Source organism: Halomonas sp. M4R1S46 (assembly GCF_025725685.1).
Lineage (GTDB): Bacteria > Pseudomonadota > Gammaproteobacteria > Pseudomonadales > Halomonadaceae > Halomonas.
This window is the reverse complement of record NZ_CP107008.1, coordinates 4138662-4165370: the sequence shown is the minus strand read 5'-3', so window position 1 is coordinate 4165370 and position 26709 is coordinate 4138662. Positions and strand designations below refer to the sequence as shown.

General features: G+C 70.0%; 26 protein-coding genes. 10 read left to right on the top strand and 16 right to left on the bottom strand.

The genetic code is table 11. The features are described 5' to 3' along the window. The first annotated feature begins 95 nt into the window (after positions 1 to 95). The 6 genes from OCT48_RS19225 to cysZ all read left to right on the top strand — a co-directional run bounded on the left by OCT48_RS19225 (position 96) and on the right by cysZ (position 6324). Positions 96 to 1040, top strand: coding sequence for a phosphate ABC transporter substrate-binding protein (locus OCT48_RS19225; RefSeq protein WP_263590727.1), 945 nt, complete (start codon positions 96 to 98; stop codon positions 1038 to 1040). Positions 1041 to 1108: 68 nt separating this feature from the next. Further along, the gene (locus OCT48_RS19220) at positions 1109 to 2326 is read left to right on the top strand and encodes an ABC transporter permease subunit (RefSeq protein ID WP_263590726.1); all 1218 of its coding nucleotides are present in this window, start codon (positions 1109 to 1111) and stop codon (positions 2324 to 2326) included. After that, the gene (pstA, locus tag OCT48_RS19215) at positions 2323 to 3885 is read left to right on the top strand and encodes a phosphate ABC transporter permease PstA (RefSeq protein ID WP_263590725.1); all 1563 of its coding nucleotides are present in this window, start codon (positions 2323 to 2325) and stop codon (positions 3883 to 3885) included. Before OCT48_RS19220 ends, pstA begins: the two co-directional genes overlap by 4 nt. Positions 3886 to 3927: 42 nt before the next feature. Next, positions 3928 to 4740 carry a phosphate ABC transporter ATP-binding protein PstB gene (pstB, locus tag OCT48_RS19210; RefSeq protein ID WP_263590724.1) on the top strand — a complete coding sequence of 271 codons (813 nt, stop codon included), beginning with the start codon at positions 3928 to 3930 and terminating at the stop codon, positions 4738 to 4740. 25 nt (positions 4741 to 4765) lie between these two features. Continuing rightward, the gene (phoU, locus tag OCT48_RS19205) at positions 4766 to 5491 is read left to right on the top strand and encodes a phosphate signaling complex protein PhoU (protein WP_263590723.1); all 726 of its coding nucleotides are present in this window, start codon (positions 4766 to 4768) and stop codon (positions 5489 to 5491) included. A gap of 83 nt (positions 5492 to 5574) precedes the next feature. After that, a complete protein-coding gene (gene cysZ / locus OCT48_RS19200) occupies positions 5575 to 6324 on the top strand; it encodes a sulfate transporter CysZ (RefSeq protein WP_263590722.1) in 750 nt (249 codons plus the stop codon). Between the two features lie 61 nt (positions 6325 to 6385). On the opposite strand, the gene phoR is transcribed toward cysZ, so the two are convergent. From phoR to OCT48_RS19180, 4 genes are all read right to left on the bottom strand, one after another. After that, the gene (gene phoR, locus OCT48_RS19195) at positions 6386 to 7705 is read right to left on the bottom strand and encodes a phosphate regulon sensor histidine kinase PhoR (protein WP_263590721.1); all 1320 of its coding nucleotides are present in this window, start codon (positions 7703 to 7705) and stop codon (positions 6386 to 6388) included. 1 nt (position 7706) lies between these two features. Further along, a complete protein-coding gene (gene phoB, locus OCT48_RS19190) occupies positions 7707 to 8396 on the bottom strand; it encodes a phosphate regulon transcriptional regulator PhoB (protein WP_263590720.1) in 690 nt (229 codons plus the stop codon). Between the two features lie 94 nt (positions 8397 to 8490). Next, complete coding sequence (gene ubiA, locus OCT48_RS19185; RefSeq protein ID WP_263592653.1) at positions 8491 to 9384, bottom strand: 4-hydroxybenzoate octaprenyltransferase; 894 nt, start codon at positions 9382 to 9384, stop codon at positions 8491 to 8493. A 72-nt stretch (positions 9385 to 9456) separates the two neighbouring features. Then, positions 9457 to 9933 carry a chorismate--pyruvate lyase family protein gene (locus tag OCT48_RS19180; RefSeq protein ID WP_263592652.1) on the bottom strand — a complete coding sequence of 159 codons (477 nt, stop codon included), beginning with the start codon at positions 9931 to 9933 and terminating at the stop codon, positions 9457 to 9459. 190 nt (positions 9934 to 10123) lie between these two features. On the opposite strand from OCT48_RS19180, the gene OCT48_RS19175 reads away from it, so the two are divergent. The 3 genes from OCT48_RS19175 (at position 10124) to OCT48_RS19165 (ending at position 12187) form a co-directional block, all read left to right on the top strand. Further along, positions 10124 to 11284 (top strand): NAD(P)/FAD-dependent oxidoreductase, encoded by a 1161-nt coding sequence (locus OCT48_RS19175; protein WP_263590719.1) that lies wholly within the window; start codon positions 10124 to 10126, stop codon positions 11282 to 11284. A 140-nt stretch (positions 11285 to 11424) separates the two neighbouring features. Then, positions 11425 to 11739 carry an HU family DNA-binding protein gene (locus tag OCT48_RS19170; protein ID WP_263592651.1) on the top strand — a complete coding sequence of 105 codons (315 nt, stop codon included), beginning with the start codon at positions 11425 to 11427 and terminating at the stop codon, positions 11737 to 11739. A 91-nt stretch (positions 11740 to 11830) separates the two neighbouring features. Then, positions 11831 to 12187 (top strand): hypothetical protein, encoded by a 357-nt coding sequence (locus tag OCT48_RS19165; RefSeq protein ID WP_263590718.1) that lies wholly within the window; start codon positions 11831 to 11833, stop codon positions 12185 to 12187. Positions 12188 to 12285: 98 nt separating this feature from the next. On the opposite strand, the gene recG is transcribed toward OCT48_RS19165, so the two are convergent. Beyond that, the gene (gene recG / locus OCT48_RS19160; RefSeq protein ID WP_263590717.1) at positions 12286 to 14367 is read right to left on the bottom strand and encodes an ATP-dependent DNA helicase RecG; all 2082 of its coding nucleotides are present in this window, start codon (positions 14365 to 14367) and stop codon (positions 12286 to 12288) included. Then, positions 14364 to 15284 (bottom strand): hydrogen peroxide-inducible genes activator, encoded by a 921-nt coding sequence (locus OCT48_RS19155; RefSeq protein ID WP_263590716.1) that lies wholly within the window; start codon positions 15282 to 15284, stop codon positions 14364 to 14366. The genes recG and OCT48_RS19155 overlap by 4 nt, the downstream gene beginning before the upstream one ends. A 94-nt stretch (positions 15285 to 15378) precedes the next feature. On the opposite strand from OCT48_RS19155, the gene OCT48_RS19150 reads away from it, so the two are divergent. Beyond that, positions 15379 to 16260 carry an SDR family oxidoreductase gene (locus tag OCT48_RS19150; protein WP_263590715.1) on the top strand — a complete coding sequence of 294 codons (882 nt, stop codon included), beginning with the start codon at positions 15379 to 15381 and terminating at the stop codon, positions 16258 to 16260. 29 nt (positions 16261 to 16289) lie between these two features. Here OCT48_RS19150 and OCT48_RS19145 read toward each other — a convergent pair whose 3' ends face one another. The 10 genes from OCT48_RS19145 to OCT48_RS19100 all read right to left on the bottom strand — a co-directional run bounded on the left by OCT48_RS19145 (position 16290) and on the right by OCT48_RS19100 (position 26706). Continuing rightward, the gene (locus OCT48_RS19145; protein ID WP_263590714.1) at positions 16290 to 16796 is read right to left on the bottom strand and encodes an acyloxyacyl hydrolase; all 507 of its coding nucleotides are present in this window, start codon (positions 16794 to 16796) and stop codon (positions 16290 to 16292) included. Beyond that, entirely contained in the window at positions 16793 to 17320 is a 528-nt protein-coding gene (gene thpR, locus OCT48_RS19140; protein WP_263590713.1) for an RNA 2',3'-cyclic phosphodiesterase, read from the bottom strand. The genes OCT48_RS19145 and thpR overlap by 4 nt, the downstream gene beginning before the upstream one ends. A gap of 17 nt (positions 17321 to 17337) precedes the next feature. Further along, entirely contained in the window at positions 17338 to 17727 is a 390-nt protein-coding gene (locus tag OCT48_RS19135; RefSeq protein WP_263590712.1) for a RidA family protein, read from the bottom strand. An 86-nt stretch (positions 17728 to 17813) separates the two neighbouring features. Next, on the bottom strand, positions 17814 to 19946 hold the full coding sequence (locus OCT48_RS19130) for a RelA/SpoT family protein (RefSeq protein WP_263590711.1): 2133 nt from the start codon (positions 19944 to 19946) through the stop codon (positions 17814 to 17816). Positions 19947 to 20012: 66 nt separating this feature from the next. After that, positions 20013 to 20276, bottom strand: coding sequence for a DNA-directed RNA polymerase subunit omega (gene rpoZ, locus OCT48_RS19125; RefSeq protein ID WP_126482171.1), 264 nt, complete (start codon positions 20274 to 20276; stop codon positions 20013 to 20015). Positions 20277 to 20361: 85 nt separating this feature from the next. Then, positions 20362 to 20994 carry a guanylate kinase gene (gene gmk, locus OCT48_RS19120; protein ID WP_263590710.1) on the bottom strand — a complete coding sequence of 211 codons (633 nt, stop codon included), beginning with the start codon at positions 20992 to 20994 and terminating at the stop codon, positions 20362 to 20364. A gap of 78 nt (positions 20995 to 21072) precedes the next feature. Then, positions 21073 to 22272 (bottom strand): MFS transporter, encoded by a 1200-nt coding sequence (locus OCT48_RS19115; protein WP_263590709.1) that lies wholly within the window; start codon positions 22270 to 22272, stop codon positions 21073 to 21075. A 155-nt stretch (positions 22273 to 22427) separates the two neighbouring features. Then, on the bottom strand, positions 22428 to 23420 hold the full coding sequence (gene glsB / locus OCT48_RS19110) for a glutaminase B (RefSeq protein ID WP_263590708.1): 993 nt from the start codon (positions 23418 to 23420) through the stop codon (positions 22428 to 22430). A 52-nt stretch (positions 23421 to 23472) separates the two neighbouring features. Next, positions 23473 to 24939 carry an alanine/glycine:cation symporter family protein gene (locus OCT48_RS19105; RefSeq protein WP_263590707.1) on the bottom strand — a complete coding sequence of 489 codons (1467 nt, stop codon included), beginning with the start codon at positions 24937 to 24939 and terminating at the stop codon, positions 23473 to 23475. Positions 24940 to 25272: 333 nt separating this feature from the next. Next, on the bottom strand, positions 25273 to 26706 hold the full coding sequence (locus OCT48_RS19100; protein WP_263590706.1) for a sigma-54-dependent transcriptional regulator: 1434 nt from the start codon (positions 26704 to 26706) through the stop codon (positions 25273 to 25275). Positions 26707 to 26709 lie beyond the last annotated feature (3 nt).

The window sequence follows — 26709 nt, the reverse complement described above, 5'->3', positions numbered from 1 at the left end:
CAACTCATGATAAACAGCATGGCCCCGGGGGCTCCACCTTTGCGACATCATGCCACGCGACGCGAGCCCTCGCGCCCGGTTTCCTTGGAGGACGCATGACACGGGCCTATCGCTCCCCATCATTCTGGGCCGCGCTGTTGATCGTGGCCGGGCTGTTCGCCGGCCCCGCGGAGGCGGAGCATCGCATCGGGACCCTGGATACCGTCGGCTCGGACACCATGGCGGGACTGATGCTGCGCTGGGGCGAGCGCCTCGCCCGGCGGCACCCGGGTCTGCGGGTCCAGTTGCAGGCCAGCGGTTCGGCCAGCGCGCCGCCTGCCCTGACCGCGGGCACCACCCTGGTGGGCCCCATGTCGCGCCCGATGACCGAGGCCGAGCGCCAGGCCTTCGTGGCGCGCTACGGCTATCCGCCCCGGGAAGTGGTGGTGGCCCGGGACGCCCTGGTGGTGGTGGTGCATCGGCACAATCCGCTGTCGAGCCTCTCCCGGCAGCAGCTCGACGCGATCTTCTCGGAGACCTATCGTTGCGGGGCCGAGGTCGGCATTCGTCGCTGGGCGGCGCTGGGGCTCGAGGTCCCGTCCGGTCGCATCGTGCTGCACGGACGCAACGCCGTCTCCGGCACCCATGGCCTGTTCCGCCGAGAGGCCCTGTGCGGCGGTCGCTTCCGGCCCTCGGTCAACGAGCACCCCGGGTCGGCCGCCGTGGTGGCCGCCGTGGCCGCGGACCCCCAGGCCATCGGCTATGCCGGCCTCAATCACCTGATGCCCAGCGTCCGGGCGATCCCCCTGCGGAATGCCGAGGGCTTGCGCCGGGCCCCCGAGCCTGGCGCGGTGCGCCGCGGCGACTATCCGCTGGCCCGGGATCTGCGCCTCTACGTGAACCTGCCGCCGGGGGAGTCCCTGCCGGCCGCCGAGCAGGCCTTCATCGAGCTGGTGCTGTCCACCGAGGGCCAGGCGATCGTCGAGGAACTCGGCTTCGTCTCGCTGCCCGAGGGCGTACTGTCGCGACAGCGGCGTCGGCTGGGGCTCGAGACGCGGTAGTGCTTTCACCAGACTGTCATGACAATGTCGTATTTTTCCGCTAGCCCATTCATCCCGGCCCGGACCCCATGACGCCATCCCCCTCCACCTCGCCCATGCGACAGCGCCTGCGCCAGGGGCGCGACCGCCTGGCCACCGCCCTGATCACCGCCGGGGGGATCGGCGTGATCGCCGCGGTGATGGGCATCGCGGTCTTCCTGGTCGTCGAGGTCGTGCCGCTGTTCTGGCCTGCCGAGCCCCCCGGGGTCCGCCTCGAGGCGCTGTGGCTGCCCCAGGACGTGGCGGGGCTGGACGCCCCGGCCTACCGCTGGCAACCCACGCTGGCCGACGATAGCGGCCCCCTGTTCAGCTTGCCCCCGCTGGTCTGGGGCACCCTGGAGGCGGCGGCCTGGTCGCTGGTGATCGCCGTGCCGCTGGCGCTGGGGGCCGCGGCCCATTCGGCGCTGTTCATGTCGCGTCGCCTGCGGGCCCGCCTGCGGCCCACCCTGGAACTGATGGAGGCCCTGCCCGGCGTGGTCATCGGGTTCGTCGCCGGCCTGGTACTGGCACCCTGGCTGGAAAGTCACCTGGGCCTGGCCCTGGCACTGTTGCTGCTGGTGCCGCCCGGCCTGCTGCTGGCCGGCGGGCTGTGGCGGCAGCTGCCGGCCCGACTGCAGCGACGCCTGCCGTTGGGCTGGGCGGCCCTGTGGCTGATGCCCTGGCTGGTGCTGACCTGGCTGCTGGCCCATTGGCTGGGGCCCCGCCTCGAGACCCTGTGGTTCGGCGGCGACCTGCGGGCCTGGCTGGAGATCACCCTGGGACTGGACTATGCCAACCGCAATGCGGTGATCGTCGGCATGGCCATGGGCTTCGCGGTCGTGCCCAGCATCTATGCCCTGGCCGAGGATGCCCTCTCCGGGGTGCCGCGAAGTCTCGCCGAGGGGGCCCAGGCCCTGGGGGCGACCCGTTGGCAGACCCTGTGGCGGGTCATGCTGCCGGCGGCCAGCCCCGGGGTGCTGTCGGCGGTGATGATCGGCGCCGGCCGGGCGGTGGGCGAGACCATGATCGTGCTGATGGCCAGCGGCAACACCGCCCTGATGACGGCCAATCCCCTGGATGGCCTGCGTTCCATGGCGGCCAGCATTGCCATCGAGCTGCCGGAGGCCGCGCCGGGAGGTACCCACTATCGGCTGCTGCTGCTGGCGGCCTTGCTGCTGTTCGCCTTCACTTTCCTGGTGAACACCCTGGCCGAGGTGGTGCGGACCCGGCTGCGCCGTCGCTATCGTCGCCTGGGAGGCCCGTCATGAGAGGCTGGCATCGCGAGACGGGGCGCGCTCGCCTGCCCCGCGGCGAGGGGCCCTGGGCCTGGCTGTCCGCCGGCAGCGTGTCGCTGTCGCTGCTGCTGTTGGCCCTGCTGCTGGGGCTGCTGGCGAGCCGTGGGCTGGGCCACTTCTGGCCCGGGGATGTCGCCCTGGTCACCCTGCAGGACGGTCGCCAGCTGGCCGGCCGGGCGGTGAGGGAGGACCCCCTGCCCGACGGCAGCGGCCATGAGCGGCTCTATCGCACCGGCAACCGCGACCTGGACGGGGCCATCTGGGACTGGGTGGCCCTGGACGCGATCCGCGAGGTGAGCCATCCGCCGGAGCTGCTGGTGGTGGAGCGCCGGCGCTGGAGCGAGTTCGTCGGCCGGCTGGTGGCCCTCGAGCCCGAGGCGGGCCCCCGGCTCGAGGGCGAGGCGGCCTGGTCGGCCCTGACGGACCGCCTGGTGGAGCTCGCGGCGCGGCGCGAGGCGATACGCGAGCTGCGCGAGCAGACCATCCTGCCGCTGGTGCGTCGCCTGGAGCGTGAGGGCGAGAGCGCCGGGGCCACGCGGGCGCTGGCGGCGGCCGAGGCCCGGATCGCCGAGCTGCGCGCGTCCCTGGGCGGGGCCCGCCTGGTGCTGGAGAGCGTGTCCGGGCAGCGGCTGATCCAGCCCCTGGACGAGATCGTCCGGGCCCGGCGTCCCAATGCCATGTCCGGGCTCGACAAGCTCGCCGCCTGGGGACAGGGCGTCTGGCGCTTCCTCTCCGAGGGCCCCCGGGCCGCCAATACCGCCGGCGGCGTGTGGCCGGCGATCTTCGGCACCGTGCTGATGGTGGTGCTGATGTCGCTGGTGGTCACCCCCTTCGGGGTCCTGGCGGCGGTGTACCTCAACGAGGTGGCCCACCAGGGGCGCCTGACCCGGCTGGTGCGCATCGGCGTGCGCAACCTGGCCGGGGTGCCCTCCATCGTCTACGGGGTCTTCGGCCTGGGGGTGTTCGTCTACGGCATCGGCGGGCGCCTGGACAGCTGGTTCTTCGAGGCCTCGCTGCCCTCGCCGACCTTCGGTACGGGGGGGCTGCTATGGGCGTCGTTGACCCTGGCGCTGCTGACCCTGCCGGTGGTCATCGTGGCCACCGAGGAGGGCCTGGCGCGCATCCCCCACCGCCAGCGCGAGGGAGCCCTGGCGCTGGGCGCGACGCGCCTGGAGATGCTGACCCGGGTGGTGCTGCCCATGGCCACGCCGGCGATGCTCACCGGGGTGATCCTGGCGGTGGCCCGGGCGGCGGGGGAGGTGGCGCCGCTGATGCTGGTGGGGGTGGCCAAGCTGGCGCCCCAGGTGCCGATGGACGGCGACTTTCCCTTCCTGCATCTTGAAAGGAAGTTCATGCATCTGGGGTACCATATCTTCGATGCGGCCTTTCACGGCGGCGATGTGCAGGCGGCCATGCCGTTGATCTACGCCACGGCGTTGCTCTTGGTGCTGGTGATCCTGGTGCTTAATCTGACTGCAATATTTCTGCGTCACCATCTGAGATCGCGCCACGGTACTCTCTCGTCGTATTGAGCTCGTCGTATCGAGATGCTGCTGTCGCCCCAAGGAGCCCTGATGCCAGTCATGCGGGAAGCGCGCCCCGCCAGGGGAGCGTTCATCGACTTCGATCCCGAGGCCACCAGCCTGGAGATCCGCGGCTTCGGCTTGCGCTATGGCGACAAGCCGGCCCTCAACGACCTGACCCTGCGGGTGCCGCGGCATCGGGTCACGGCCTTCATCGGGCCCTCGGGCTGCGGCAAGTCGACCCTGCTGCGGGCCCTCAATCGCCTGCACGACCTCAACGAGGAGGTGGTGCAGGAGGGCGAGATCCGCCTCGAGGGACAGGATATCCATGCGCCCGAGGTAGCGGTGGCGGAGCTGCGTCGACGGGTGGGGATGGTCTTCCAGGCGCCCAACCCCTTCCCCATGTCGATCTACGACAACGTGGCCTTCGGACTGCGCCTGCAGGGCGGGCTGCGCAAGCGACGCCGCGACGACATCGTCGAGTGGGCGCTGCGCTCCGCGGCCCTGTGGGACGAGGTGAAGGATCGGCTGCGGGCCTCCGCCTGGTCGCTGTCGGGGGGCCAGCAGCAGCGCCTGGTGATCGCCCGCACCCTGGCGGTGGGGCCCGAGGTGCTGCTGCTCGACGAGCCGGCCTCGGCCCTGGACCCGATCTCGACCCTCAAGGTCGAGGAGCTGATCCGCAACCTGAAGGCGAGCCTGACCCTGGTGCTGGTCACCCACAACATGCAACAGGCGGCGCGGGTCTCGGACTACACCGCCTTCCTGCAGAACGGCGAGCTGGTGGAGTATGCCCCCACCGATACCCTCTTCACCAACCCGCGCCTCGCGCGCACCGAGAATTACATCACCGGGCGCATGGCCTGACGCACTGCGCCCCCAGGAGAGTCTCATGGACATCACCAGCGATATCCACAGCCAGCATATCTCGCGGCAGTTCAATCATGAGCTCGAGGAGCTCAAGACCCACCTGATGGCCATGGGTGGCCTGGTCGAGAAGCAGGTGCAGGATGCCGTCCGGGCCCTGCTCGACGGGGACTCCACCCTGGCCCGTCAGGTGGTCGACAACGACCGTGCCGTCAACGACATGCAGATCAAGATCGACGACGAGTGCACGCGTGTGCTGGCCCGTCGCCAGCCCGCGGCCTCGGACCTGCGCCTGGTGCTGGCGGTGATTCGCGCCGCCTCCGACCTGGAGCGCATCGGCGACGAGGCCAGCAAGATCGCCCGCAACGCCGGGGAGCTGGTGGACAGCCACAGCGGCACCCGCGGCTTCGTCGAGGTGCGCATCATCAGCGAGCACGTGCGCAAGATGGTGCGTGATGCCCTGACCGCCTTCGCCCGCTTCGACACCGAGCTGGCGCTCAAGGTGGTCCAGGAGGACGATCAGGTCGACAGCGAGTATCAGAGCGCGATGCGTTCCTTGATGACCTTCATGATGGAGGATGCCCGGGCGATCTCGCCGGTCCTCGGCATCATGTGGATCCTGCGGGCCCTGGAGCGGATCGGTGACCACGCCAACAACCTGGCCGAGTATGTGGTCTATCTGGTCAAGGGGCTCGACATCCGCCACACGGACCCGGATGATCTCGACGAGGACATGCTCGGCGAGGGCTGAACCGCCCCCGATGCGCGCTGTCCCTGAACGGGCCGTCGCCCCTGGCGACGGCCCCTTTCGTCGTGATGGAGGAAATGACACCGATGCTGGATGCCTTCACGGCGCTGTCCCGGGGGACCCGACTGGTCTACTCCCGGGGGCTGCGCCGCTACGTGTTCCTGCCGATTCTCGCCAACCTGGTGGTCTACGCCGGCATGCTGGCCTACGTGCTGGCCCATTTCAGCGGCTGGCTGGAGGGCTGGATGGCCATGGTGCCGGCCTGGCTCGACTGGCTCAGCTGGCTGATCTGGCCGCTGTTCCTGCTCAGCCTGGTGGTGATCGTGTTCTTCACCTTCACCCTGGTGACCCACCTGATCGCCGCGCCCTTCTATGGCTTCCTGGCGGAGAAGGTCGAACGCGAGGTGACCGGCCGGGCGCCGCTGGACGATCGCGGCTTGCTGCGCGCCGGCGTCGATGCCATGGGGCGTGAGCTGGTCAAGCTGGGCTACATCCTGCCGCGCCTGGCGGTGCTCCTCGTGATCAGCTGGATCCCGGTGGTGAACCTGGTCGCGCCGTTGCTCTGGGCGCTGTTCTCGGCCTGGACCATGGCCATCACCTACCTCGACTACCCCATGGACAACAACCAGGTGACCTTCGGCGACATGCGACGCCGCCTCGCCGCGCGGCGCTGGCCGACGCTCAGCTACGGCGGCTGGGTGACGCTGATCACCTGGCTGCCCCTGGCCAATCTGTTCCTGCTGCCCGGCGCGGTGGCCGCCGCGGTGCTGATGTGGGATCGCCACTATCGCGACCTCGCGCCGCTTGGCCAGGCGGCACCGCCCCGGGCGCGCTGAGGCACCCGGCATCGGTGACACGCGGCCGGCGCGGCGAGGCTGCCCGCATCGCCCGGCCCGTTCAGGCGCGCTGCGAGGCCGGCTGTGGCTGGCCATCGACCAGCCGGGCGGCGGGAAACAGGCAGCGGAAGGTGGCGCCCTCGCCGGGGCGGGAGTCGATCTCGAGGCGGGCGTCGTGGCGCAGCAGCACGTGCTTGACGATGGCGAGTCCCAGGCCGGTGCCGCCGGTGGCGGTGCTGCGCCCCTTGTCGACGCGGTAGAAGCGCTCGGTGAGGCGCGGGATGTGCAGGGGGTCGATGCCCTCGCCGTCGTCCTCCACCTCCAGGCAGGCGCCCTCGCCCCAGGCCCGCCAGCGCAGCACGATCCGGCTGCCCTCGCCGGCGTAGCGCACGGCATTGAAGGCCAGGTTGGAGACGGCGCTGTGGAGTTCCTTCTCCGAGCCCCGCACCCCCCGCGGGTCCTCGATGGCCACCTCGAGGTGGTGACGCCCGGCGGAGAGCGCCTCGGCATCCCGCCGCACGGCCTCCAGCAGGGCGGCGGGGTCGAGACGGGTGTCGTCCTGGCCGCCCCGGTCGATCTCCAGGCGCGAGAGCAGCAGCAGGTCGTTGACCAGGTTCTGCATCCGCGTGGTCTGGCTCTGCATCTGGGCGATGCCCCGTCCCAGCCGGGGGGGCAGCTGGTCGGCCATGTCGCCGTAGGTCTCGAGATAGCCCGCCAGCACCGTCAGCGGGGTGCGCAGCTCGTGGGAGACGTTGGCCACGAAGTCGCGGCGCATCTGCTCCAGGCGGTGGAGGCGGGTGATATCGCGGGCCATCAGCAGGCGTTCGTCGTCGCCGTAGAGGGTGATCTGGAACTGCAGGATCATCTCCTCGTCGATCGGCGACGAGAGGGTCAGGGGCTCGCGATAGTCCCGGGCATGCAGGTAGTCGACGAAGCGCGGATCGCGCAGCAGGTTGGTGATGTGCTGGCCGCGGTCATGGGCCGGTTGCAGGCCCAGCATGCGCTCGGCGGCGCTGTTCCACCATTCCATGTCACCGTGACGGTCGAGCATCACCACGCTGTCGCGCATCGCCTCCGAGGACTCCTGGATGCGCCGCAGGGTGTCGCGCAGCCGCCGCTGGGTGATGCGCTGGCCCTTCTGGTAGCGGTAGAGGCGGTCGAACAGCTCGCCCCACAGGCCGGAGGCCGCCGGCGGCTCGTCATGGGGGCGGTGCGTCAGCCACTGCTGGAGGGCATGCAGCTGGCGCAGCTGGTAGCCGAGATAGAGCGCCAGCGCCACCGCGACGCCGGCACCGATGGCCGAGAAGGGCCAGCCGACCAGGGCGCCGGCGAGCACCAGGGCCGTCAGCCGCCACAGTTCCCGTCGCCACAGCCGCGTCACGTCAACCCTTGGCGGAGAAGCGGTAGCCCGTGCCGCGCACGGTCTGGATCAACTGCTGGTGGGGCTCGCCCAGGGCCTTGCGCAGGCGGCGGATGTGTACGTCGACGGTGCGTTCCTCGACGTAGACGTTGCCGCCCCAGACCTGGTCGAGCAGTTGTCCCCGGGTGTAGGCGCGCTCCTGGTGGGTCATGAAGAACTGCAGCAGCCGGTACTCGGTGGGGCCGATCTCCAGGGACTGGCCGTCGACGCTGACCCGGTGGCTCACCGGGTCGAGCATCAGGCCGTCGACCTCCACCGGGTCCTCCACGCCGCGGGGGGTGGCCCGGCGCAGTACGGCCTTGAGGCGGGCCACCAGCTCCCGGGGCGAGAAGGGCTTGGTGATGTAGTCGTCCGCCCCGGACTCGAGCCCCTGGATCTTGTTGTCCTCCTCGCCCTTGGCGGTGAGCATGATGATCGGCAGCTCGGCGGTGCTCTCCTCGCGCTTCAGGCGCCGGGCGAGCTCGATGCCGCTGGTGCCCGGCATCATCCAGTCGAGCAGTACCAGGTCGGGCTGGTGGTCGACGACCATGGCATGGGCGGTCTGGACATTGTCCGCCTCGAGGACGCGATAGTCGGCCATCTCCAGCGCCACGGCGATCATCTCGCGGATCGGCGCTTCATCATCGACGATCAGTACGGTCTTGGCGGTCATCCCGGGGCCTCATGGTCAGGTCAATGACGGGTCGATGACGATGACAGCATGTCCTTGTGACAATACCGTGACAGTACCGGGCTGTCGCCCCCCTTCAGCCGCCTTGCCCCGGCCACAGGCTGAGGCCGATGCCGGCGAAGACCAGCAGGCCCGACCAGTGGTTGTTGAGGAAGGCCTGGAAGCAGCGCTCGCGTTCGCGATGGCGAATCAGGCGTTGCTGGTGGGCGAAGGTGGCCGCCATGGCGGCGAGGCCCAGCCAGAAGAAGCCGCCCAGGCCGAGGCGCAGCCCGACCCCGGCCAGCAGGCCCAGGGTCGCCAGCTGCAGCGCACCGATCATCAGCCGGTCGGCGCGGCCGAACAGCACCGCCGTGGACTTGATGCCGATCTTCAGGTCGTCGTCCCGGTCGACCATGGCGTATTCGGTGTCGTAGGCCACCGTCCAGGCCAGGTTGGCGGCGAACAGCAGCCAGGCCTCCACGGGAACCCGGCCGAGCACCGCCCCGAAGGCCATGGGGATGGCCCAGGAGAAGGCCGCCCCCAGCACCAGCTGGGGCAGGTGCGTGTAGCGCTTCATGAAGGGGTAGACGGCGGCGAGCGCCACCCCCACCACGGACAGCATCACGGTGAACAGGTTGGTGAACCACACCAGCACGAAGGCGGCCATGACCAGGAGCGCGAACAGCCCCTGGGCCTCGCCCTCGGCGATGCGGCCGTTGGCCAGGGGGCGGTCCCGGGTGCGCCTGACGTGGCCGTCGAAGTGGCGGTCGGCGTAGTCGTTGACCACGCAGCCCGCGGCGCGCATCAGGTAGACGCCGGCCACGAAGATCAGCAGCAGCCGGCGTTCGGGGAGGCCGTCCGCGGCCACCCACAGCGCCCACAGGGTGGGCCACATCAGCAGCCAGGTGCCGATGGGGCGGTCGAGACGGGTCAGGTGCAGGAAGTCGGGGAGCCGGGCCAGCCCCCTGGGGCGCATCAGGGTACGGTCCATCAGGGTCTCTCGCATGGGTCGATCGGGGCCTGTGCCAGGGGCGGGGCGCCTCCCGACACGTGCCGCTCAAGCCTATCGTGAAGGCAAGGCGAGGTCATCCACCATGGCCTCCAGGAAGAATTCCTGCACCAGCACGGCGAAGTCGCCATGACGGAACACCGAGCGGCGCCCCCAGGGGCCCGTGGTGGGGTGGAAGGGGGCGGGGTCGGCGCTGACCTCGATGGGGCCGCGCTCCAGGTCGGGCTGGCGGAACAGCCAGTGGCCCAGCGAGTGCTCGCCGAGCCGCTCGAGCCGCCGGCGGTGTGGCTGGTCCAGCGGCGCCACCGAGCGGGCGATCACCCAGGGGCGGTCGTCCAGGGTCAGCGCCACCTCGCGCAGCCAGGCTCGCCGACCCAGCGGCAGGCCCAGGGCCAGGGCCTCGTCGCGGCGTGGCCGACCGAGGCCCTGGCCGAGCAGGCGGACCCGGAAGCGCCAGGGGCGGCCGGCCTCGGTCAGGCGGCTGGTGAGGGAATCGCGGGAGGCGACCCATTGCCACCAGGCGGGACTCATGGCCGGGCGTGCCGCCGCCAGGGGGCGCCATCGGGGGGCGAGTGCCGGGCCGTGATCCACCGCTCTACTCCGCGTCCAATCCAAAGGGCGGCTAGTGTACCATGGCTCGCCGATACGCCATCCCACACGGGCCGAACCGTGACGGGCCATCCCATGCCGGGCCGTCGCGTCCCTCGCAGCGAGGCATCCCATGACCGCTCCCCTGACCATCATCGGCTCCGGCATGGCCGGTCTCGGCCTGGCACGCCAGGTGCGCGCCAGCCAGGCCGAGCGGCCGATCACCCTGATCACCGCCGACGGCGGTGACGACTACTCCAAGCCACTGCTCTCCACCGGCTTCGCCAAGCGGCTTCCCCCCGAGCGGCTGGCCAGCCGCTCCGCCCTCGAGGTGGCCGACCAGTTGGGGGTGGTGATGCGCACCCATAGCCGGGTCGAGGCCCTGGATCCGGACACGCGGACCCTGACGCTCGGCGCCGAGCGTCTGCCCTATGGAGAGCTGGTGCTGGCCACCGGGGCCGCGCCGGTCGCCCCCTTCGCGATTCCCGAGGCCGTGGCGGAGCGGGTCTTCACGATCAACGATCTCGACGACTACCGGGGCTTCCATGGGGCGCTGGATGCCCTGGGGCGGCCGGCGCGGATCGCCATCGTCGGCATCGGTCTGGTCGGTTGCGAGTTCGCCAACGACCTGGCCGCCGGCGGCCACGCGGTCGAGCTGGTCGCCCCGGAGCCGGCGCCCCTGCCACGGCTGCTGCCGGAACCCCTGGGCCATGCCCTGGGCGAGGCCTTCGTCGCGGCCGGCATCCGGCTGCATACGGGACGCACCGTGCGCGAGCTGATGGCCCTCGGCAGCCGCGTGGGGCTGGGGCTGGACGATGGCGCGAGCCTGGAGGCCGACCTGGTGCTGGTGGCCACCGGCCTGCGGCCGCGCAGCGAGCTGGCCGCGGCAGCCGGGCTCGAGGTCGGCGCGGCGGGCATCCACACCGACCGCCTGCTGGCCACCTCGACCCCCGGCATCTTCGCCCTGGGCGATGTGGCCTGCGTCGATGGCCTCAATGCCATGTATGTCCAGCCGTTGCAGGCCGGCGCCAAGGCCCTGGCCAGGACCCTGACCGGCACGCCCACGCCCGTGCACTATGGTCCCTGGCCGGTGCTGGTCAAGACGCCACTGCTGCCGGTGGTGTCGCTGCCCCCCACCGTGCCACCCGCCCGCTGGCGCCTCGAAGGGGAAGGACCGGATCTGACTGCCCTCGCCGAGGATGAGGACGGTCGTTTGATCGGATTCGCGTTGACAGGCGGCTGCGTACGTCGGAAAGTCGAACTGGCGCGGGCTGCACCGCCGTTGCTAGGCTAGTGACGTCAACGACGGCGCCTCGGGTCGCCGGCCGTCGGGTCGCCAGAGATCCCGTTGCATAGTGGCGTCATTCGCATGTCGCTCCCTGGGCCGCATGCGAGTGAGGCAGTCATGGATGTTCCGTGAAGAACAACGAGCCGGTGGGATCACCGGTAGCTCATCGAAACCAGGAGGGCTGTATGCGCAAACCAGAACTCGCCGCGGCGATCGCCGAGCGTGCCGATCTATCCAAGGACAAGGCCAGCCAGGTCCTGAATGTCATCCTCGACGAGATCACGGGCAGTGTCTCCGATGGCAAGGATGTCTCGCTGATCGGCTTCGGTACCTTCACCGTGCGCGAGCGGGCCGCTCGCACCGGCAAGAACCCCCAGACCGGTCAGCCGCTGACCATCCCGGCCAGCAAGACCGTGGCCTTCAAGCCGGGCAAGGGCCTCAAGGACGCTGTCGCCAAGTAAAGGCCTGCTGAACCCGCCTGCGGCCCGCCCCATGGCGGGCCGCGGACGTTCTGGCCACTTTCCCCCGATTACCTTTCCCGGATGGGTGCCGATGAAGCTGCGATTGATGCTGTGGGTGCTGGGCGTGCTGCTCAAGCGGGCGCTGCGCCGCAAGGTGGCGTTCCGTGACCGCCTGGCCGGAATGCGCGGCCTCGACTGGGGGATCGGCACGGAGGACCTGGCCATCGCCCGCTATTACCGCATGTCGCCCGGTGGTATCGAGACGGGGCCTGGCCTGCCGGTGGATCTCGACCTGGAGCTGCGCTTCGAGGATCCCGACGCAGCCGTGCAGGTACTCAGGAAACCCACCCAGAAGGCCTTCCTCGACGGCATGATGGCCGGCAAGGTGCGCCTGGTCGGTGATGCCAAGGATCTGGAGCGGCTCCAGGGATTGCTGAAGCACTTATAAGAAGGTGCGGCGACGCCGCTCGCAGAAGGAAGAACGGTATTTCGCGCCCTGAAGAGGCAAGAAGAATACCTACCCCATCTTCCCTCTTCCCTCTTGCATCAGACCTGCCCGTAACGCCCCGCTTCCTCGCCGAGCCAGCGGCGGATCAGCGGGCGGCTGGCCTCCGGCCGTGTGGTCAGCAGCGCCTCGGCCAGCGGCGAGACCGAGGGCAGCAGGTCGGCATCGCGCTCCAGGTCGGCGATCTTCATGGCGGCCAGTCCCGTCTGTCGGGTGCCCAGCACCTCGCCGGGGCCACGGATCGCCAGGTCCTGCTCGGCGATGCGAAAGCCGTCCGTGGTCTCGCGCATCACGGTCAGTCGGCGCCGCGAGTGGTCCGACAGGGGCGGATGGTAGAGCAGCACGCAGAAGCTCGCGGTGGCGCCGCGGCCCACCCGGCCCCGCAGCTGGTGCAGCTGCGACAGGCCGAGACGCTCGGGATTCTCGATGATCATCAGGCTGGCGTTGGGCACATCGACACCGACCTCGATCACCGTGGTGGCTACCAGCAGGTCGAGCGCCCCCTCCTTGAAGGCGTCCATCACCTCCGCCTTCTCGGCAGCCTTCATGCGGCCATGGACCAGGCCGATGGCGAGCTCGGGAAGGGCCTCCCCCAGTTCGTCACGGGTGGCCTCCGCCGCCTGGCACTGCAAGGCCTCGGACTCCTCGATCAGGGTGCACACCCAATAGGCCTGGCGACCCTCGGCACAGGCGTGGCGGATCCGCGCCACCACCTCGGGGCGCCGCTCGTCGGGCACCACCGCCGTGGTCACCGGGGTGCGCCCGGGGGGCAGCTCGTCGATGACCGAGACGTCCAGGTCCGCATAGGCGCTCATCGCCAGGGTGCGCGGGATGGGGGTGGCGGTCATCACCAGCTGATGAGGGGTCAGGCCGCCGGCCTCGCCCTTCTCGCGCAGCGCCAGGCGCTGGTGAACGCCGAAGCGGTGCTGCTCGTCGATGATCGCCAGGCCGAGGCGCTGGAAGTGCACGTCGCCCTGGAACAGCGCATGGGTCCCCACCACCATCTGCGCCCGACCGTCGAGGATCGCCGCCTTGGTATCCAGCCGGGCCTTGCCCTTGAGCTTGCCGGCCAGCCAGGCCACCTCGATGCCGAGCGGTGCGAACCAGCGCTGGAAGGCGCGGTAGTGCTGCTCGGCGAGGAGCTCGGTGGGTGCCATCATGGCCGCCTGGCAGCCGCCGGCGATGGCCGACAGCGCCGCCATGGCGGCCACCACCGTCTTGCCCGAGCCGACGTCGCCCTGCACGAGGCGCAGCATGGGCATCTCGTCGGCGAGGTCGGTCCGGATCTCGTCGAGCACCCGACGCTGGGCGGCGGTCAGCGAGAAGGGCAGCTGGGTGAGGAAGCGAGCCTGCAGCCCGCGCCCATCGGGCAGCGGCGGGGCGCCGTCTTCCTGGATGCGCAGGCGCACCTCCCGCAGGCTCAGCTGGTGAGCCAGCAGCTCCTCCAGGGCCAGGCGCCGGGTGGCGGGGTGATGACCCTCGGCGAGGGTCCCGGGATCGACCTCCGGCGGGGGATGGTGCAGCACGGCCAGGCAATGGTGGAGCTCGGGCAGGGCGAAGCGCTGACGCAATGCCTCGGGCAGCCATTCCGGCAGGGCCTCGGGGGCGGCGTCGAGGCGCGCCAGGGCCTGGTCGATCAGGGCCCGCAGCCGGGTCTGGTGCAGGCCCTCGGTGGTCGGGTAGATGGGGGTCAGGTGATCCTCCACCGGTGGCGCCCCCTCGCCCAGCAACCGGTATTCCGGGTGATAGAGCTCGAGCCCCGTGGCGCCGGCCCGGGCCTCGCCGAAGGCGCGCACCCGCACGCCCGGGCGGAACTGCTGCTGCTGGGCCGGCGAGAAGTGGAAGAAGCGCAGGCTGAGGATGCCGGAGCCGTCGCGCAGGCGCACCAGCAGGCTGCGCCGCCGGCCGCGCACGACCTCGGCGGCCATCACCTCGCCCTCCACCACGGCCTCGCCGCCGGCGCGCAGGGTGGCGATGGGCGTGACACGGGTACGGTCCTGGTAGCGCAGCGGCAGATGGAACAGCAGGTCGGTAACGGTCTCGATGCGCAGTCGGGACAGCTTCAGGGCCAGTGCCTCGCCGACGCCCTTGAGGTCCGTGACGGGGGCATCGAGGCCACTCATGCCGGGGACGGCTCGGCGGCGCGGCAGCGCTGGATGGCCTCGGTCACCGCATCGATGGCCTGGGGCCGGGGGAAGCTCGCGCGCCAGGCGATGGCCACGGTCCGCGCGGGGGCCGGCGCGGTGAAGGGACGGCTGACCAGCAGGCCGCTCTCGTAGTGGCTGGTGCCGATGGCCGAGCGCGGCAGCACGGTGATGCCGAGGCGCGAGGCCACCATGTGGCGGATGGTCTCCAGCGAGCCGCCCTCGGCGGTGAGGGTGTTGTGGGGGCTGTTGAGCTTGTGGCTGATGGCCGGGCAGGCCTCGAGGATCTGGTCGCGAAAGCAGTGTCCCTCGCCGAGCAGCAGCAGGCGCTCCTCGAGGAGGTTCTCCTTGTCGATGCTGTTGCGGCTGGCCCAGGGGTGGTCGGCCGGCATCAGCACCTCGAAGGCCTCCTCGTAGAGCGGCTTGGTCACCACATCGGTCTCGGTGAAGGGCAGCGCCACGATGATGGCGTCGAGCTCGCCGCTGCGCAGCTTGCGTCGCAGGTCGCCGGTGAAGCCCTCCTCGATATACAGCGGCATCTGGGGCGCCCCCCGGGTGAGTTCCGGCACCAGGTGGGGAAACAGGTAGGGGCCGATGGTGTAGATGGCGCCGATGCGCAGCGGGCTCGTCAGCTGGTCGCGTCCGGCGGTGGCCAGCTCCTTGATCACGCTGCTCTGTTCCAGCACGCGCTGGGCCTGCTCGACGATCTTCTCGCCCAGCGGGGTGACCTGGACGGTGGACTTGGAGCGCTCGAACAGCGCGACCCCGAGCTCCTCCTCGAGCTTCTTCACCGCCACCGAGAGGGTGGGCTGGGACACGAAGCAGCGCTCGGCGGCGCGCCCGAAATGGCGCTCCTGGGCCAGGGTTACGATGTAGCGGAGTTCTGTTAGAGTCATCTTGGTGCCGGGGCATCCTCTCATCTGCGTCACGGGCCCCACGATAAGGGCACCCTCATACGATAGGGACTTTTTATCAGGGGGCGAAGGAAAGGTGAAGAACACGACGCTGATTCTGGGCTGTGGTGATATCGGGACGACGCTGGGCCGCGAGCTGCTGGCGGCCGGCCATCGCGTCGTCGGCGTGCGGCGCCAGGCCGACAAGCTGGCCGGCACCGGCATCGAGGGCCGCGCCGCGGACCTGGGCGATGCCGCGGCGCTCGCCGAGTTGCCGGATGCCGACCTGCTGGTCTACGTGGTCAGTGCGGACCACTTCGAGGAGGACGCCTATCGGGCGGCCTACCCGGATGGCCTCAAGGCGGTGCTGGCGGAGTATGCCGGCCGCCGGCAGGCGCCGAAGCACGTCTTCTTCGTCTCCTCCACCAGCGTCTATGCCCAGCAGGACGGCGAGGTCGTGGACGAGACCAGCCCCGCCGACTCCGCCGGCTTCTCGGGCCAGCTGATGCGCGAGGCCGAGCAGGCGCTGATCGCGCATGCGTTGCCGGGCACCGTGGTGCGCTTCTCGGGCATCTACGGCCCCGGCCGCGACCGGCTGATCCACCAGGTCGGCGAGGGGCGCATCGCCGCGGCCACCCCGGCCATGTACTCCAACCGCATCCATCGCGATGACTGCGCCGGCGTGCTGGCCCACCTGATCGGCCGGGCCCTCGCCGGCGAGTCGCTCCATGAGCTCTACCTGGCCAGCGACTGCGAGCCCACGCCGCTCCACGAGGTGATGACCTGGCTGGCCAGGCAGCTCAAGGTCGAGGCCACCGAGACCATCCAGTCGCCGCTGCGCCGCCGGGCCAGCAAGCGCTGCGACAACACCCGCCTGCTCGAGAGCGGCTATCGCTTCCGCTACCCCACCTTTCGGGAGGGCTATGCCCAGGTGCTGCGCGAGGGCGGCTTCCTGCCGACCGACTCGGCGCTGAGCTAGCCCGGCTTGCCGGCCGAGCCCGCCACTGGCTAGAGCGGCTGGCGATAGGCCAGGGCGTAGACCTCGAACCCCTCGTTGGGCAGGTCCATGCGGGCATTGGAATAGTGGGCGGCACTGGCGCCGAACTCGCCGCCGAAGGCGAAGCTTCGCCCGATGGCCAGGCGGCTCTCGAACTGCCACGCCGTGGACAGCGCCTGGTCGCCCACTTCCGTCTCCATGAACAGGCCCCCGCCCAGGCCGGCCTCGAGGAAGGTGCGGCCATCGTCGAGGTGGTAGCGCAGCGCCGGGGTCAGCTTCCAGGCGGCATTATCCTCGCCGTTCTCGCCCGGCAGCAGCAGCAGGCCGGTGGTCAGGCGCAGGTCCAGGGCCGGATGCCAGTGGCTCAGGTCATGCATCCAGTCGAGGTTCACGCCCAGCGTCGGGGTGTCCTCGCTGGTGGTGCCGAGTTCGAGGCTGGGGGCGGCGGCCGCCGGCAGGATGCCGAGACAGGCGGTGAGGGCGGCGGTGGTCGCGAAGCGGGGGAGCAGGCGCGTCATGGCATCTCCTCGGGCGGGGCGGTCCGCGCGAGGGGGCGATAGTGGCTTCCCTGTTGCGTTACGACCGACTGTATTAGCTCTACCCGAGTATAGTCCCATGTCATGGCGATGCGCGGCAGGTCGGGACCGGGCGGCCGCCGAGCCTGGCGCAGCAGGGTGATATGCGGGGCGAAGCGGTCGGGCCGTCCGGTGATGCCCATCTCCTCGAGGCCGTCCCAGAGCTGGCGCTGCAGGTCTCTCAGGGCCGGCTCCCCCTCGCCCCCGCCGACCCAGACGATCCCCGGGCGGTGGAAGTAGCCCCAGGCATCCAGCCGCCAACTCCCCGGCAGGATCGAGAAGCGCGCCAACCAGTCGCCGATCGCCATGGCCCGGGTCTCCGGCTGCTCGCCGAGGAAGGCCAGCGTCAGGTGCAGGCTGTCATCGGGCATGCGTCGCCCGCCGCAGCGGGCCCGGGTCCGCTCGGCGAGCTCGCCGAGCCGCCGGCGCAGCGCCGGCGGCGGCATCAGAGCCAGGAAGAGGCGCATGGCGCCGATGCCTTTCCTCAGTCGCCGATGACCAGCACGGCCTCGGCTTCCACCTGGCTGCCCTTGGGCAGCGCCTTGACGCCGACGGCGGCGCGGGCGGGATAGGGCGCCGTGAAGAACTCCTCCATCACCTGGTTGACGATGGCGAAGTTGTCCAGGTCCACCAGGTAGAGGTTGAGCTTGACCACGTCCTGCAGGGTGCCGGCGGCCTCCTCGCAGACCGCCTTCAGGTTGGTGAACACCTGGCGGGCCTGGGCCTCGACGTCGTCGGAGACGAGCTCCATGGTCGCCGGGTCCAGCGGGATCTGCCCGGACAGGTAGACGGTATTGCCGGCCTTGATGGCCTGGGAGTAGGGGCCGATGGCGGCGGGTGCCTGGTCGGTGTTGATGACGGCCTTGTTGCTCATGGTGTGCTCCGTGTGTTGATTGCGGTGAGGTCCAGCCAATGACAGCCCCCGCCCGCCGCGACCGCGACGGGCGGGGGCGGGATGCTTCAATTGCCCAGGCGGGTGATCCTGCCGACATGCGACAGGTTGCGCAGGCGCTTGATGATGCGGGCCAGGTGTACGCGGTTGCGCACGGCCAGGGTCAGGTTGACGATCGACAGCCGGGCGTCGCGCTCCTCGATGCCGATACGCTCGATGTTGGCGTCGGCATCGGTGACCAGGCTGGCCAGCTCGGCGACCAGGCCGCGGCGGCTCTCGATCTCCAGGCGCAGCGGCACGGGGAAGTCCTCGTCGGCCTGGTCGGACCACTCCAGGGCGAACAGCTTGTCCGGGTCGCTCTTGAGTTCGGCCAGGTTGCGGCACTCGTCCCGGTGCACCACGATGCCCTTGCCGGCCGAGAGGTGGCCGATGACCGGGTCGCCGGGCAGCGGATGGCAGCAGCGGGCGAACTTGATCACCATGCCCTCGGCGCCGCTGATCAGGATGGGGCCCTGGGCCTGGCGCTCGCTGCGGGACGGCACCGGCTCGCCATGCTGGAGATCGACCAGCCGGCGCGACACCACATGGGCGACCCGGGTGCCGAGCCCGATGGATTCCAGCAGGGCATCCTCGCTCTTGAGCTCGAGTTCGTCGAGCAGCACGTCCAGCGGCTTCGCCGGCAGCTCCTCGAGGCTGGTCTCGAACTCGGCGAGGGCCTTGTTGAGCAGTCGGCGGCCGAGCTGGACGGCCTCGGTGTGCTGCTGGTGCTTGAGGGCGTGGCGGATCGCCGAGCGCGCCTTGGCGGTGACCACCACGTTGAGCCAGGCCAGGTTGGGGCGGGCCCCGGGGGCGGTGATGATCTCCAGGGTCTGGCCGCTCTGCAGGCGGGTGGAGAGCGGGGCCAGGTGACGGTCGATGCGGCAGGCGATGCAGCTGTTGCCGATGTCGGTGTGCACGCTGTAGGCGAAATCGATCACGGTGGCGCCCTGGGGCAGCTCCATGATGTCGCCCTTGGGCGTGAAGACGTAGATATCGTCGGGGAAGAGATCGTTCTTGACGTGCTCGATGAACTCCAGCGAGTCCCCGGCGTGGCGCTGCATCTCCAGCAGGCCCTTGACCCAGGCCCGGGCCCGGGCGTGACTGCCCTCGGCGATGGGGTGCTCGGTCTGGCCGGCCTTGTAGAGCCAGTGGGCGGCGATGCCGTTGTTGGCCATGGCCTCCATCTCGCGGGTGCGGATCTGCACCTCGATGGGCATGCCGCCGCTGCCGAACAGGGTGGTGTGCAGGCTCTGGTAGCCGTTGGCCTTGGGGATGGCGATATAGTCCTTGAAGCGGCCCGGGACCGGCTTGTAGAGGTTGTGGACCACCCCGAGGATCCGGTAGCAGCTGTCGACGTCCTCGGTGATGATGCGAAAGCCGAAGACATCCATGATCTCGGCGAAGGACTTCCGCTGGTCGCGCATCTTGCGGTAGATCGACAGCAGGTGCTTCTGGCGGCCCACCACCGAGCCGTTCAGGCCCTCGTCGTCGAGGCTCTTCTGCAGGCTGTTCTGGACCTGGCGGATCGTCGAGCGGCGATGTCCCCGGGCGCTGGCCACGGCGCGCTTGATGCGCTCGGCGCGCATCGGGTGCAGGGCCTGGAAGGACAGGTCCTCGAGCTCGACGCGGATGGTATTGATGCCCAGCCGGCTGGCGATGCGGGCATAGATCTCCAAGGTCTCGCGGGCGATGCGACGCTTCTTCTCCGGGCGCAGGGCGCCCAGGGTGCGCATGTTGTGCAGCCGGTCGGCCAGCTTGACGATGATCACCCGGATGTCCCGGGACATCGCCAGGACCATCTTCTGGAAGTTCTCGGCCTGGGCGACGGCCTTGTCCTCGAAGGTGATCTGGGTCAGCTTGGAGACGCCGTCGACCAGTTCGGCCACCGGCTTGCCGAACTGCTCGCCGAGGGCCTCCTTGGCTACCCCGGTATCCTCGATCACGTCGTGCAGCATGGCGGCCATCAGGCTCTGGTAGTCCATGTGCATGTTGGCGAGGATGTTCGCCACCGCCAGGGGGTGGGTGACATAGGGCTCGCCGGAACGCCGGCGCTGGCCATCATGGGCCTGCTCGGCGTAGTAGAAGGCACGCTTGACCTGCTGGATCTCGTCCTGGGGAAGGTAGCCGCCGAGACGGTCGGCCAGGTCATCGATGGTGAACATGCGGCGCGCCCTGAAGGTTTCGTGATGGCCCTGGGGGAGGCGTCGGCGGGACTCCGGCGGGCCGGATCACTCCTCGGCGGGGATGCCCGGCTCGGCCTCGGGGCGGGGGCGGATCGGCGCGGCCTCGACCGGTTCATCCAGCACGCTGGAATCGACCAGGCCCTCGGCGATCTCGCGCAGCGCCATCACGGTGGGCTTGTCGTTCTCCCAGGGCAGCAGGGCATCGCGGGAGCCGCGGGCCAGCTGACGGGCACGCTGGGTGGAGATCATCACCAGCTTGAAGCGGTTTTCGACGTTTTCCAGACAATCTTCGACTGTGACTCGCGCCATGGAGGCCTTCCTGAATGCTGACGGGCGAAGCCCCGGCCGACGTCACTGCGCCCCGGGGATTCCACCAATGAATAGATCGGATAGATTACTCGACCCCCGGCTCTCCTGACAAGAGCGCCGCCAGCAGCGGCCCGTGGCGCGCCTGGACGCGGTCGAGGGTCAGGCGGCGGGCGATGACCAGGGACTGCAGCTCGCGCAGGGCGGTGGTGAAGTCGTCGTTGATCACCAGGTAGTCGTACTCATCGTGATGGGACATCTCGCTGACCGCCTCGCGCATGCGGGAGGCGATCACCGCATGCTCGTCGGTGCCGCGGCCGGCCAGGCGACGCTCCAGCTCCTCCCGGGAGGGTGGCAGGATGAAGATCGACACCGCGTCGGGCAGCTGCGCGCGGACCTGGCGGGCGCCCTGCCAGTCGATCTCGAGGATCACGTCCTGGCCGGCGGCGAGCCGGGCCTGCACCGCCCGGCGCGAGGTGCCGTAGTAGTTGTCGAACACCCGGGCGTGCTCGAAGAACTCCCCCCGCTCGATCATCGTCTCGAAGGCTGCCTTGTCGACGAAGTGGTAGTTCACGCCGTCGACCTCGCCGTCGCGACGCGGCCGGGTGGTGTGCGACACCGAGACCTGGATGCCGTCGAGGCTTTCGATCAGCTCGCGCACCAGGCTGGTCTTGCCGGCGCCGGAGGGAGCGGAGACGATGAAGAGCGTACCTTGGGGCATGGCGGATCCTGCGGAGTTGACGGCTGCGGGAAGGCGCGAAGTATCGCACACTTGGCGCCATCGCCCCAGCACCGGCCGTCAGGCCGCGGCCGCCCGGAGCCGCGCCCGCTGCTCCAGCCGGCGGTCGGCGGCGAACACCAGCAGCCCGCCGAGCGCCAGGGCGGCACCGACCAGCCCGCTGGCCGACCAGTCCGCCCCCGCCTTGATGACCACGGCCGCCAGCCAGGCGCCCAGGGCGTTGGCGCAGTTGAAGGCGGCGTGGTTCATCGAGGCGGCCATGGTCTGGGCGTCGCCGGCGACGTCCATCAGGCGCGTCTGCAGCGCCGGCCCCAGGGCCATGCTGGTGCCGACCAGCCCGACGAACAGCAGGCCGCTGACCAGGTGGTTGGCGGCGACGTAGAAGCCACCCTGCACCACCAGGCACCACCCCAGGATGCAGGGGATCGCCCGCATCAGGTGCTTGTCGGCGGCCCGGGCCCCGACGAGGTTGCCGAGGATGGTGCCGATGCCGAAGATCGCCAGCACCCAGGGGCCCACCGACTCCGCCATGCCGGCCTGGGCGGAGAGGGTCGGTACCACATAGCTGAACACCGCGAACATGCCGCCGAAGCCGATGCTGGCCACGCCCAGGGTGGCCAGCACGCGCCGCTTGACCAGCCCCGACAGTTCGCGGCGCGGGCTGGCCTGGGGGTTGGGCGCCTGGGCCGGCACCCACAGGCGGATCAGCACGGCGGTGGCCAGGGCGATGCCCCCGACGCCGGCGAAGGCCACCGGCCAGCCCAGCCACTGTCCGGCCCAGGTGGCTAGCGGCGCCCCCACCACGATGGCGCTTGTCAGGCCCAGCATCACCCGGCTGACCGCCCGGGCGCGCTGGTCGATGGGCACGGCCGCCGCGGCCACCAGGGCGGCAACGCCGAAGTAGGCGCCGTGGGGCAGGCCGGCGAGAAAGCGCAGGCCGACGAAGGGCCAGAAGGCCGTGGCCAGGGCGCTGGCCAGGTTGCCGACGGCGAAGACCAGCATCAGCGCGATCAGCAGGGCCCGGCGCGGGACCCGGGCGGCCAGGGCCGCGATCAGCGGGGCGCCCACCACCACCCCGAGGGCATAGCTGGAGATCGCGTAGCCGACATCGGCGGTGGCCACCTGCAGGTCGGCGGCGACCCGGTTCATCAGGCCCATGATCACGAACTCGCTGGTGCCGATACCGAAGCCGCCCAGGGCCAGCGCGAGCTCGGCCAGGCGGGGGTTGCGCGCCGTGGCGCTGGGGGTGGCGGACGCCATGGCGGCTCCTCCCATAGACAGGCGCCCCCGGCGGGGGACCGGGAGCGAGGAAAATGACCTACACTTTGCGACGAAAGTATAGGGTCTGGGGGCGCTGGCTGCGAGGAGTTGTGCGTTTTGTTATGTAATAAAACTACATTCTGGCAGGAGAGGGATCAGGGCGTGGCTGCCGGGGCGAGCCGGCCGGTTCCCTGGGTCCAGCGGCCAAGCCCCTCGGCGAGCCGTTCCAGGGCGTACTGGGCGGCCACCGAGTTGCCGCTGGCGTCGAGCGCCGGTGACCAGGCGCAGATCGACATCCGGCCGGGCACGATGGCGACGATGCCGCCGCCCACGCCACTCTTCGCCGGCAGCCCCACGCGATAGGCGAAGTCGCCTGCGGCGTCGTACATCCCGGAGGTGAACATCAGGGCATTGATGCGCTGCGCCATGGCCGGCGGCACGAAGCGTTCGCCCGTGGTCAGCGCACGGCCATCGGCCGCCAGGTAGTTCAAGGCGACGGCGAGGTCGGCACAGCTCATGCGCAGGGCACAGCAGGCGAAGTAGGCCTCCAGGACCTCGTCGACCTCGTTGTCGAGGTTGCCGAAGGCCTTCATCAGGTAGGCGGCGGCGGCGTTGCGGGCGCGATGCTGCCACTCCGACGCCAGGACCTGCCGGTCGATCAGGATGCCAGCGTTGCCGGACAGCGTCCTGGCGATGTCCTGGAGGTGCTTCGACGGGGTGGCGAAGGCGCCGACCAGGTGGTCGGCGACCACGATGGCCCCGGCGTTGATGAAGGGGTTGCGGGGCTTGCCGCGCTCCGTCTCCAGCTGCATCAGGGAGTTGAACGGCATGCCCGACGGGTTGAGGCCGACGCGCTGCCACAGGACATCCCCGTGGGTGCGCAGCGCCAGGCTCAGCAGCAGCACCTTCGACAGGCTCTGGATCGAGAAGGGCATCTCGGCGTCGCCGGCCGTATACAGGCCGCCGTCGTTGGTGCACAAGGCGAGGCCGAAGCGCTCGGGGTCCTGGTCCGCCAGGGCCGGGATATAGTCGGCGACCCGGCCCGTGCCGAGTCGCGACCTGGCGCGGTCGGCGATCTCGTCCACCCAGGCCTGAAGCGCCGGCGAGCTGCCGGGCCGCGGCCGGGCAGCGCGGGAAGGAGTGGTCATGCTGGGACCTCGACAGGCGAAAGGGCCCGGGCAACGCCGGGCCCTGGTCGGTTCATCGGGAGGCCGGTGCGGCTGCGGCGGCCCGCTGGGCCCGCTCGCGGTCCTCGGGCTCGATCTCCCAGGCGGCCGGATCCACGTTCAGGTCGTCGAACTTGGCGGCGTCGAAGATCGGCTGTTTCACCCCGGCCCGGATCTGGCCGTCGAAGTCGCGCATGAAGCGCAGTCCCGGCTTGAACAGCAGGATCAGCGCGACGAGGTTGGCCAGGGCCAAGAGACCCATGGTGGTGTCGGCGAAGGCGAAGATGGTGCCCAGGTCGGTCGTCGCCCCCCAGGTGCACAGGCCGATGATGGCGAGGCGGAAGGCGTTGAACAGCGTGCGGTTGCGGTGGCTGAAGAAATCGAGGCTGTTCTCGCCCAGGTAGTAGTTGTAGAGGATGGTGCTGAAGCCGAACAGCAGCAGTGCGATGCTGACGAAGCTGCGGCCCCACTCCCCCACATGGTCGGCCAGCGAGGCCTGGGTCAGGGCGATGCCGTCGATTCCGGCGCCGGCCGCCGGGTCATAGGCCCCGCCGAGCAGGATGATGAAGGCGGTAGCGGAACAGATGATCAGGGTGTCGATGAACACCGAGAAGGCCTGGACGATGCCCTGGTTGACCGGGTGCGGCACATAGGCGACGGCGGCGACGTTCGGCGCGCTGCCGAGCCCCGCCTCGTTGGAGAACAGGCCGCGCTTGACGCCCATCAGGATGGCCGCGCCGATGCCGCCGCCGATGGCCGGCTCGAGGCCGAAGGCGCTGTTGACGATCAGCGCGATGACGTCGGGCAGTTGGGTGACGTTCAGGCCCAGCACGACCAGGGCGATCAGCAGGTAGCCGCCCGCCATCACCGGGACCAGCACCTCGGTGACCCGCGCGATGCGCTTGACGCCGCCGAAGATGATCAGGCCGACGACCAGGGCCAGGCCGAGGCCGGTGTAGCCGGCCGGGATGCCGAAGGCATCGTCGAAGGAGGTGGCCACGGCATAGGACTGCAGGGCGGTGAAGGCGAAGCCGAAGGTGGCCAGCAGCAGCACCGAGTAGAGGCCGGCCAGCCAGGTCCAGCGCCGGCCGAGCCCCCGGGCGATGTAGCGTGCGGGGCCGCCGCGAAAGGTGCCGTCGGGCTCGGCGGTCTTGTAGGCCTGGGCCAGGGTGCACTCGAGGAAACTGGTGGCCATGCCCATCAGGCCGACCACCCACATCCAGAACACGGCCCCCGGGCCGCCGAGGGTGATGGCCACGGCGACGCCGGCGATGTTGCCGCCGCCGACGCGACCGGCCACCGACAGCAGCAGGGCCTGGAAGGAGCTCAGGTGGCCATGCTGGTCGCGCTTGAAGGCCTGGCTGGCGCTGAGGATGCGGAACATGCGCCCGAAGTAGCGGAACTGGACGCAGCGGGAGGCCAGGGTGAAGCCGATTCCGACGGCGACCAGCAAGGCGATCAGCACCTTGCCCCACAGCAGGTCATTGATCAGGTCCAGCATCCGGCACCTCCCTGAATCGCGCTCTTGGTGGTACGGGGTGTGGTCGCGGCCATGGCGGCCGCCTTCGTTGTTGTTGGCATCGGTCGTCGAACCTCTTGCTCTTGGAGTTGGGGTGGCTCCCGCCGGGAGCCACCCTATCCGGAGCAAGGCGCATGCCAGATGGTGAAGTTTTCGTTAGGTTGTTGTTTTATCTAGATTTATCAGAGGAGCGTGGGGCAGGGAGCGGTGGCGAAGGGCTATAACCTCGAGGCGGCCCGAGGCGGTGGGTGTGTGTAACCACATGAAATTAAAGGGTTGTGTGGCGCTATAACCCTGGTTATCAGGGCGGCGGGGTTATAGGGGTTCCGGTCCCGTTTCGCGCAGCTTCTTCAGCCGCTTGCTCAGCGCCGGCTGGGAGATGCCCAGCAGCCGAGAGGCGATGGACTGATTGCCTTCGGCCCGACGCATGGCCTCGTGCACCAGCAGGTCGGCCACCTCGTGCAGGGTCGGCAGGGGCTCGTCCGGGGCGAACACCGCGCGCTCGCCTGCATCGCCGTCGGCCGGGGCGGGGGGCGCCAGCGACGGGGCGATGGCCCGCTTGAAGACCTCCATGGACAGCGTCCGGGACCGGTGGACGCTCATGGCATCGTAGGCCATGGCGCGCAGCTCCCGCACGTTGCCGGGGAAGTCGTAGTTGGCCAGCAGCACCGGCAGTTCGGGGGGATAGGTCGGCCGGGACTTGCCGAGGTCGTCGGCGGCCTCGGCGAGGAAGTGATCCAGCAGCAGCGGGATGTCCCCCTTGCGCCGACGCAGCGGGGGGATGTGCACCTGGTGGGTACGCAGGCGGTAGTAGAGGTCCTTGCGAAAGGTCCCCGCCCGCTGGCGAGCGTCGAGGTCATGGTGGGTGGCCACGACGATGCGCCCCCGCATCCGCTTGGGCCGGTCACTGCCCAGGGGGTAGTACTCGCCCTCCTGCAGCAGCCGCAGCAGCTTGACCTGGGAGGCCAGGCTCAGGTCGCCGATCTCGTCGAGAAAGAGGGTGCCGTCCGCCGCCTGCTCGATCATGCCGGCGCGGGCCTGGTCGGCGCCGGTGAAGGCGCCGCGCTGGTGGCCGAACAGGGTGTCGGCAAAGACATTGTCGTCCAGCCCCGCCACGTTGACACAGACCAGCGGGCCCCGGCGACCGCTCAGGGTGTGGGCCGCCCGGGCGATCAGCTCCTTGCCGACGCCGCTCTCCCCGCTGATCAGCAGCGGCTGGCTGGAGGGGGCCACCGACTCGAGGTACTGGAAGACCGAGCGCATGGCCTTGTCGGCGCTGATCACATGGCCGAAGGCCTCGGGGTGCTCGAGGGTATCGTTGAGGAAGCGCCTGCGCAGCTCCTGGTTCTCGTGGCGCAGCTCCTGCAGCCGGATGGCGCGCTTGATGCCCTCGATCAGCCGGTCCTGCTCGTCGGTCTTGACGAAGTAGTCGAAGGCGCCGAGCTTGATGCAGGTCACCGCGCTTTCCACCTGGTTCAGGCCGCTGATCACGATGACCCCCACGTCCGGGTGCTCCTCGACGATGCGCCGTAGCAGCGCCTCCCCCGACAGGTGGGGCATGGTGAGGTCCAGAGTCACCAGGCCGATGTCCTCCCGGGCCAGGATATCCATCACCTCGCGGCTGTCCTGGCAGCGGTGGAGGTTGGTGATGCCGCCGCTGCGTTCCAGGGTAATGCTCAGGCTGCGCAGGAAGGAGGGTTCGTCATCGACCAGCAGGAGGCCGAAGGCGGGATAGAGGTTCATGCTCATCGG

Bases quoted from the DNA above. Each gene is read 5' to 3' on its own strand.
- OCT48_RS19225 (WP_263590727.1), top strand. From the start codon at position 96: ATGACACGGGCCTATCGCTCCCCATCATTCTGGGCCGCGCTGTTGATC.
- OCT48_RS19220 (WP_263590726.1), top strand. From the start codon at position 1,109: ATGACGCCATCCCCCTCCACCTCGCCCATGCGACAGCGCCTGCGCCAG.
- pstA (WP_263590725.1), top strand. From the start codon at position 2,323: ATGAGAGGCTGGCATCGCGAGACGGGGCGCGCTCGCCTGCCCCGCGGC.
- pstB (WP_263590724.1), top strand. From the start codon at position 3,928: ATGCCAGTCATGCGGGAAGCGCGCCCCGCCAGGGGAGCGTTCATCGAC.
- phoU (WP_263590723.1), top strand. From the start codon at position 4,766: ATGGACATCACCAGCGATATCCACAGCCAGCATATCTCGCGGCAGTTC.
- cysZ (WP_263590722.1), top strand. From the start codon at position 5,575: ATGCTGGATGCCTTCACGGCGCTGTCCCGGGGGACCCGACTGGTCTAC.
- phoB (WP_263590720.1), bottom strand. From the start codon at position 8,396: ATGACCGCCAAGACCGTACTGATCGTCGATGATGAAGCGCCGATCCGC.
- ubiA (WP_263592653.1), bottom strand. From the start codon at position 9,384: ATGGACCGTACCCTGATGCGCCCCAGGGGGCTGGCCCGGCTCCCCGAC.
- OCT48_RS19180 (WP_263592652.1), bottom strand. From the start codon at position 9,933: ATGAGTCCCGCCTGGTGGCAATGGGTCGCCTCCCGCGATTCCCTCACC.
- OCT48_RS19175 (WP_263590719.1), top strand. From the start codon at position 10,124: ATGACCGCTCCCCTGACCATCATCGGCTCCGGCATGGCCGGTCTCGGC.
- OCT48_RS19165 (WP_263590718.1), top strand. From the start codon at position 11,831: ATGAAGCTGCGATTGATGCTGTGGGTGCTGGGCGTGCTGCTCAAGCGG.
- recG (WP_263590717.1), bottom strand. From the start codon at position 14,367: ATGAGTGGCCTCGATGCCCCCGTCACGGACCTCAAGGGCGTCGGCGAG.
- OCT48_RS19155 (WP_263590716.1), bottom strand. From the start codon at position 15,284: ATGACTCTAACAGAACTCCGCTACATCGTAACCCTGGCCCAGGAGCGC.
- OCT48_RS19145 (WP_263590714.1), bottom strand. From the start codon at position 16,796: ATGACGCGCCTGCTCCCCCGCTTCGCGACCACCGCCGCCCTCACCGCC.
- thpR (WP_263590713.1), bottom strand. From the start codon at position 17,320: ATGCGCCTCTTCCTGGCTCTGATGCCGCCGCCGGCGCTGCGCCGGCGG.
- OCT48_RS19135 (WP_263590712.1), bottom strand. From the start codon at position 17,727: ATGAGCAACAAGGCCGTCATCAACACCGACCAGGCACCCGCCGCCATC.
- OCT48_RS19130 (WP_263590711.1), bottom strand. From the start codon at position 19,946: ATGTTCACCATCGATGACCTGGCCGACCGTCTCGGCGGCTACCTTCCC.
- rpoZ (WP_126482171.1), bottom strand. From the start codon at position 20,276: ATGGCGCGAGTCACAGTCGAAGATTGTCTGGAAAACGTCGAAAACCGC.
- gmk (WP_263590710.1), bottom strand. From the start codon at position 20,994: ATGCCCCAAGGTACGCTCTTCATCGTCTCCGCTCCCTCCGGCGCCGGC.
- OCT48_RS19115 (WP_263590709.1), bottom strand. From the start codon at position 22,272: ATGGCGTCCGCCACCCCCAGCGCCACGGCGCGCAACCCCCGCCTGGCC.
- glsB (WP_263590708.1), bottom strand. From the start codon at position 23,420: ATGACCACTCCTTCCCGCGCTGCCCGGCCGCGGCCCGGCAGCTCGCCG.
- OCT48_RS19105 (WP_263590707.1), bottom strand. From the start codon at position 24,939: ATGCTGGACCTGATCAATGACCTGCTGTGGGGCAAGGTGCTGATCGCC.
- OCT48_RS19100 (WP_263590706.1), bottom strand. From the start codon at position 26,706: ATGAGCATGAACCTCTATCCCGCCTTCGGCCTCCTGCTGGTCGATGAC.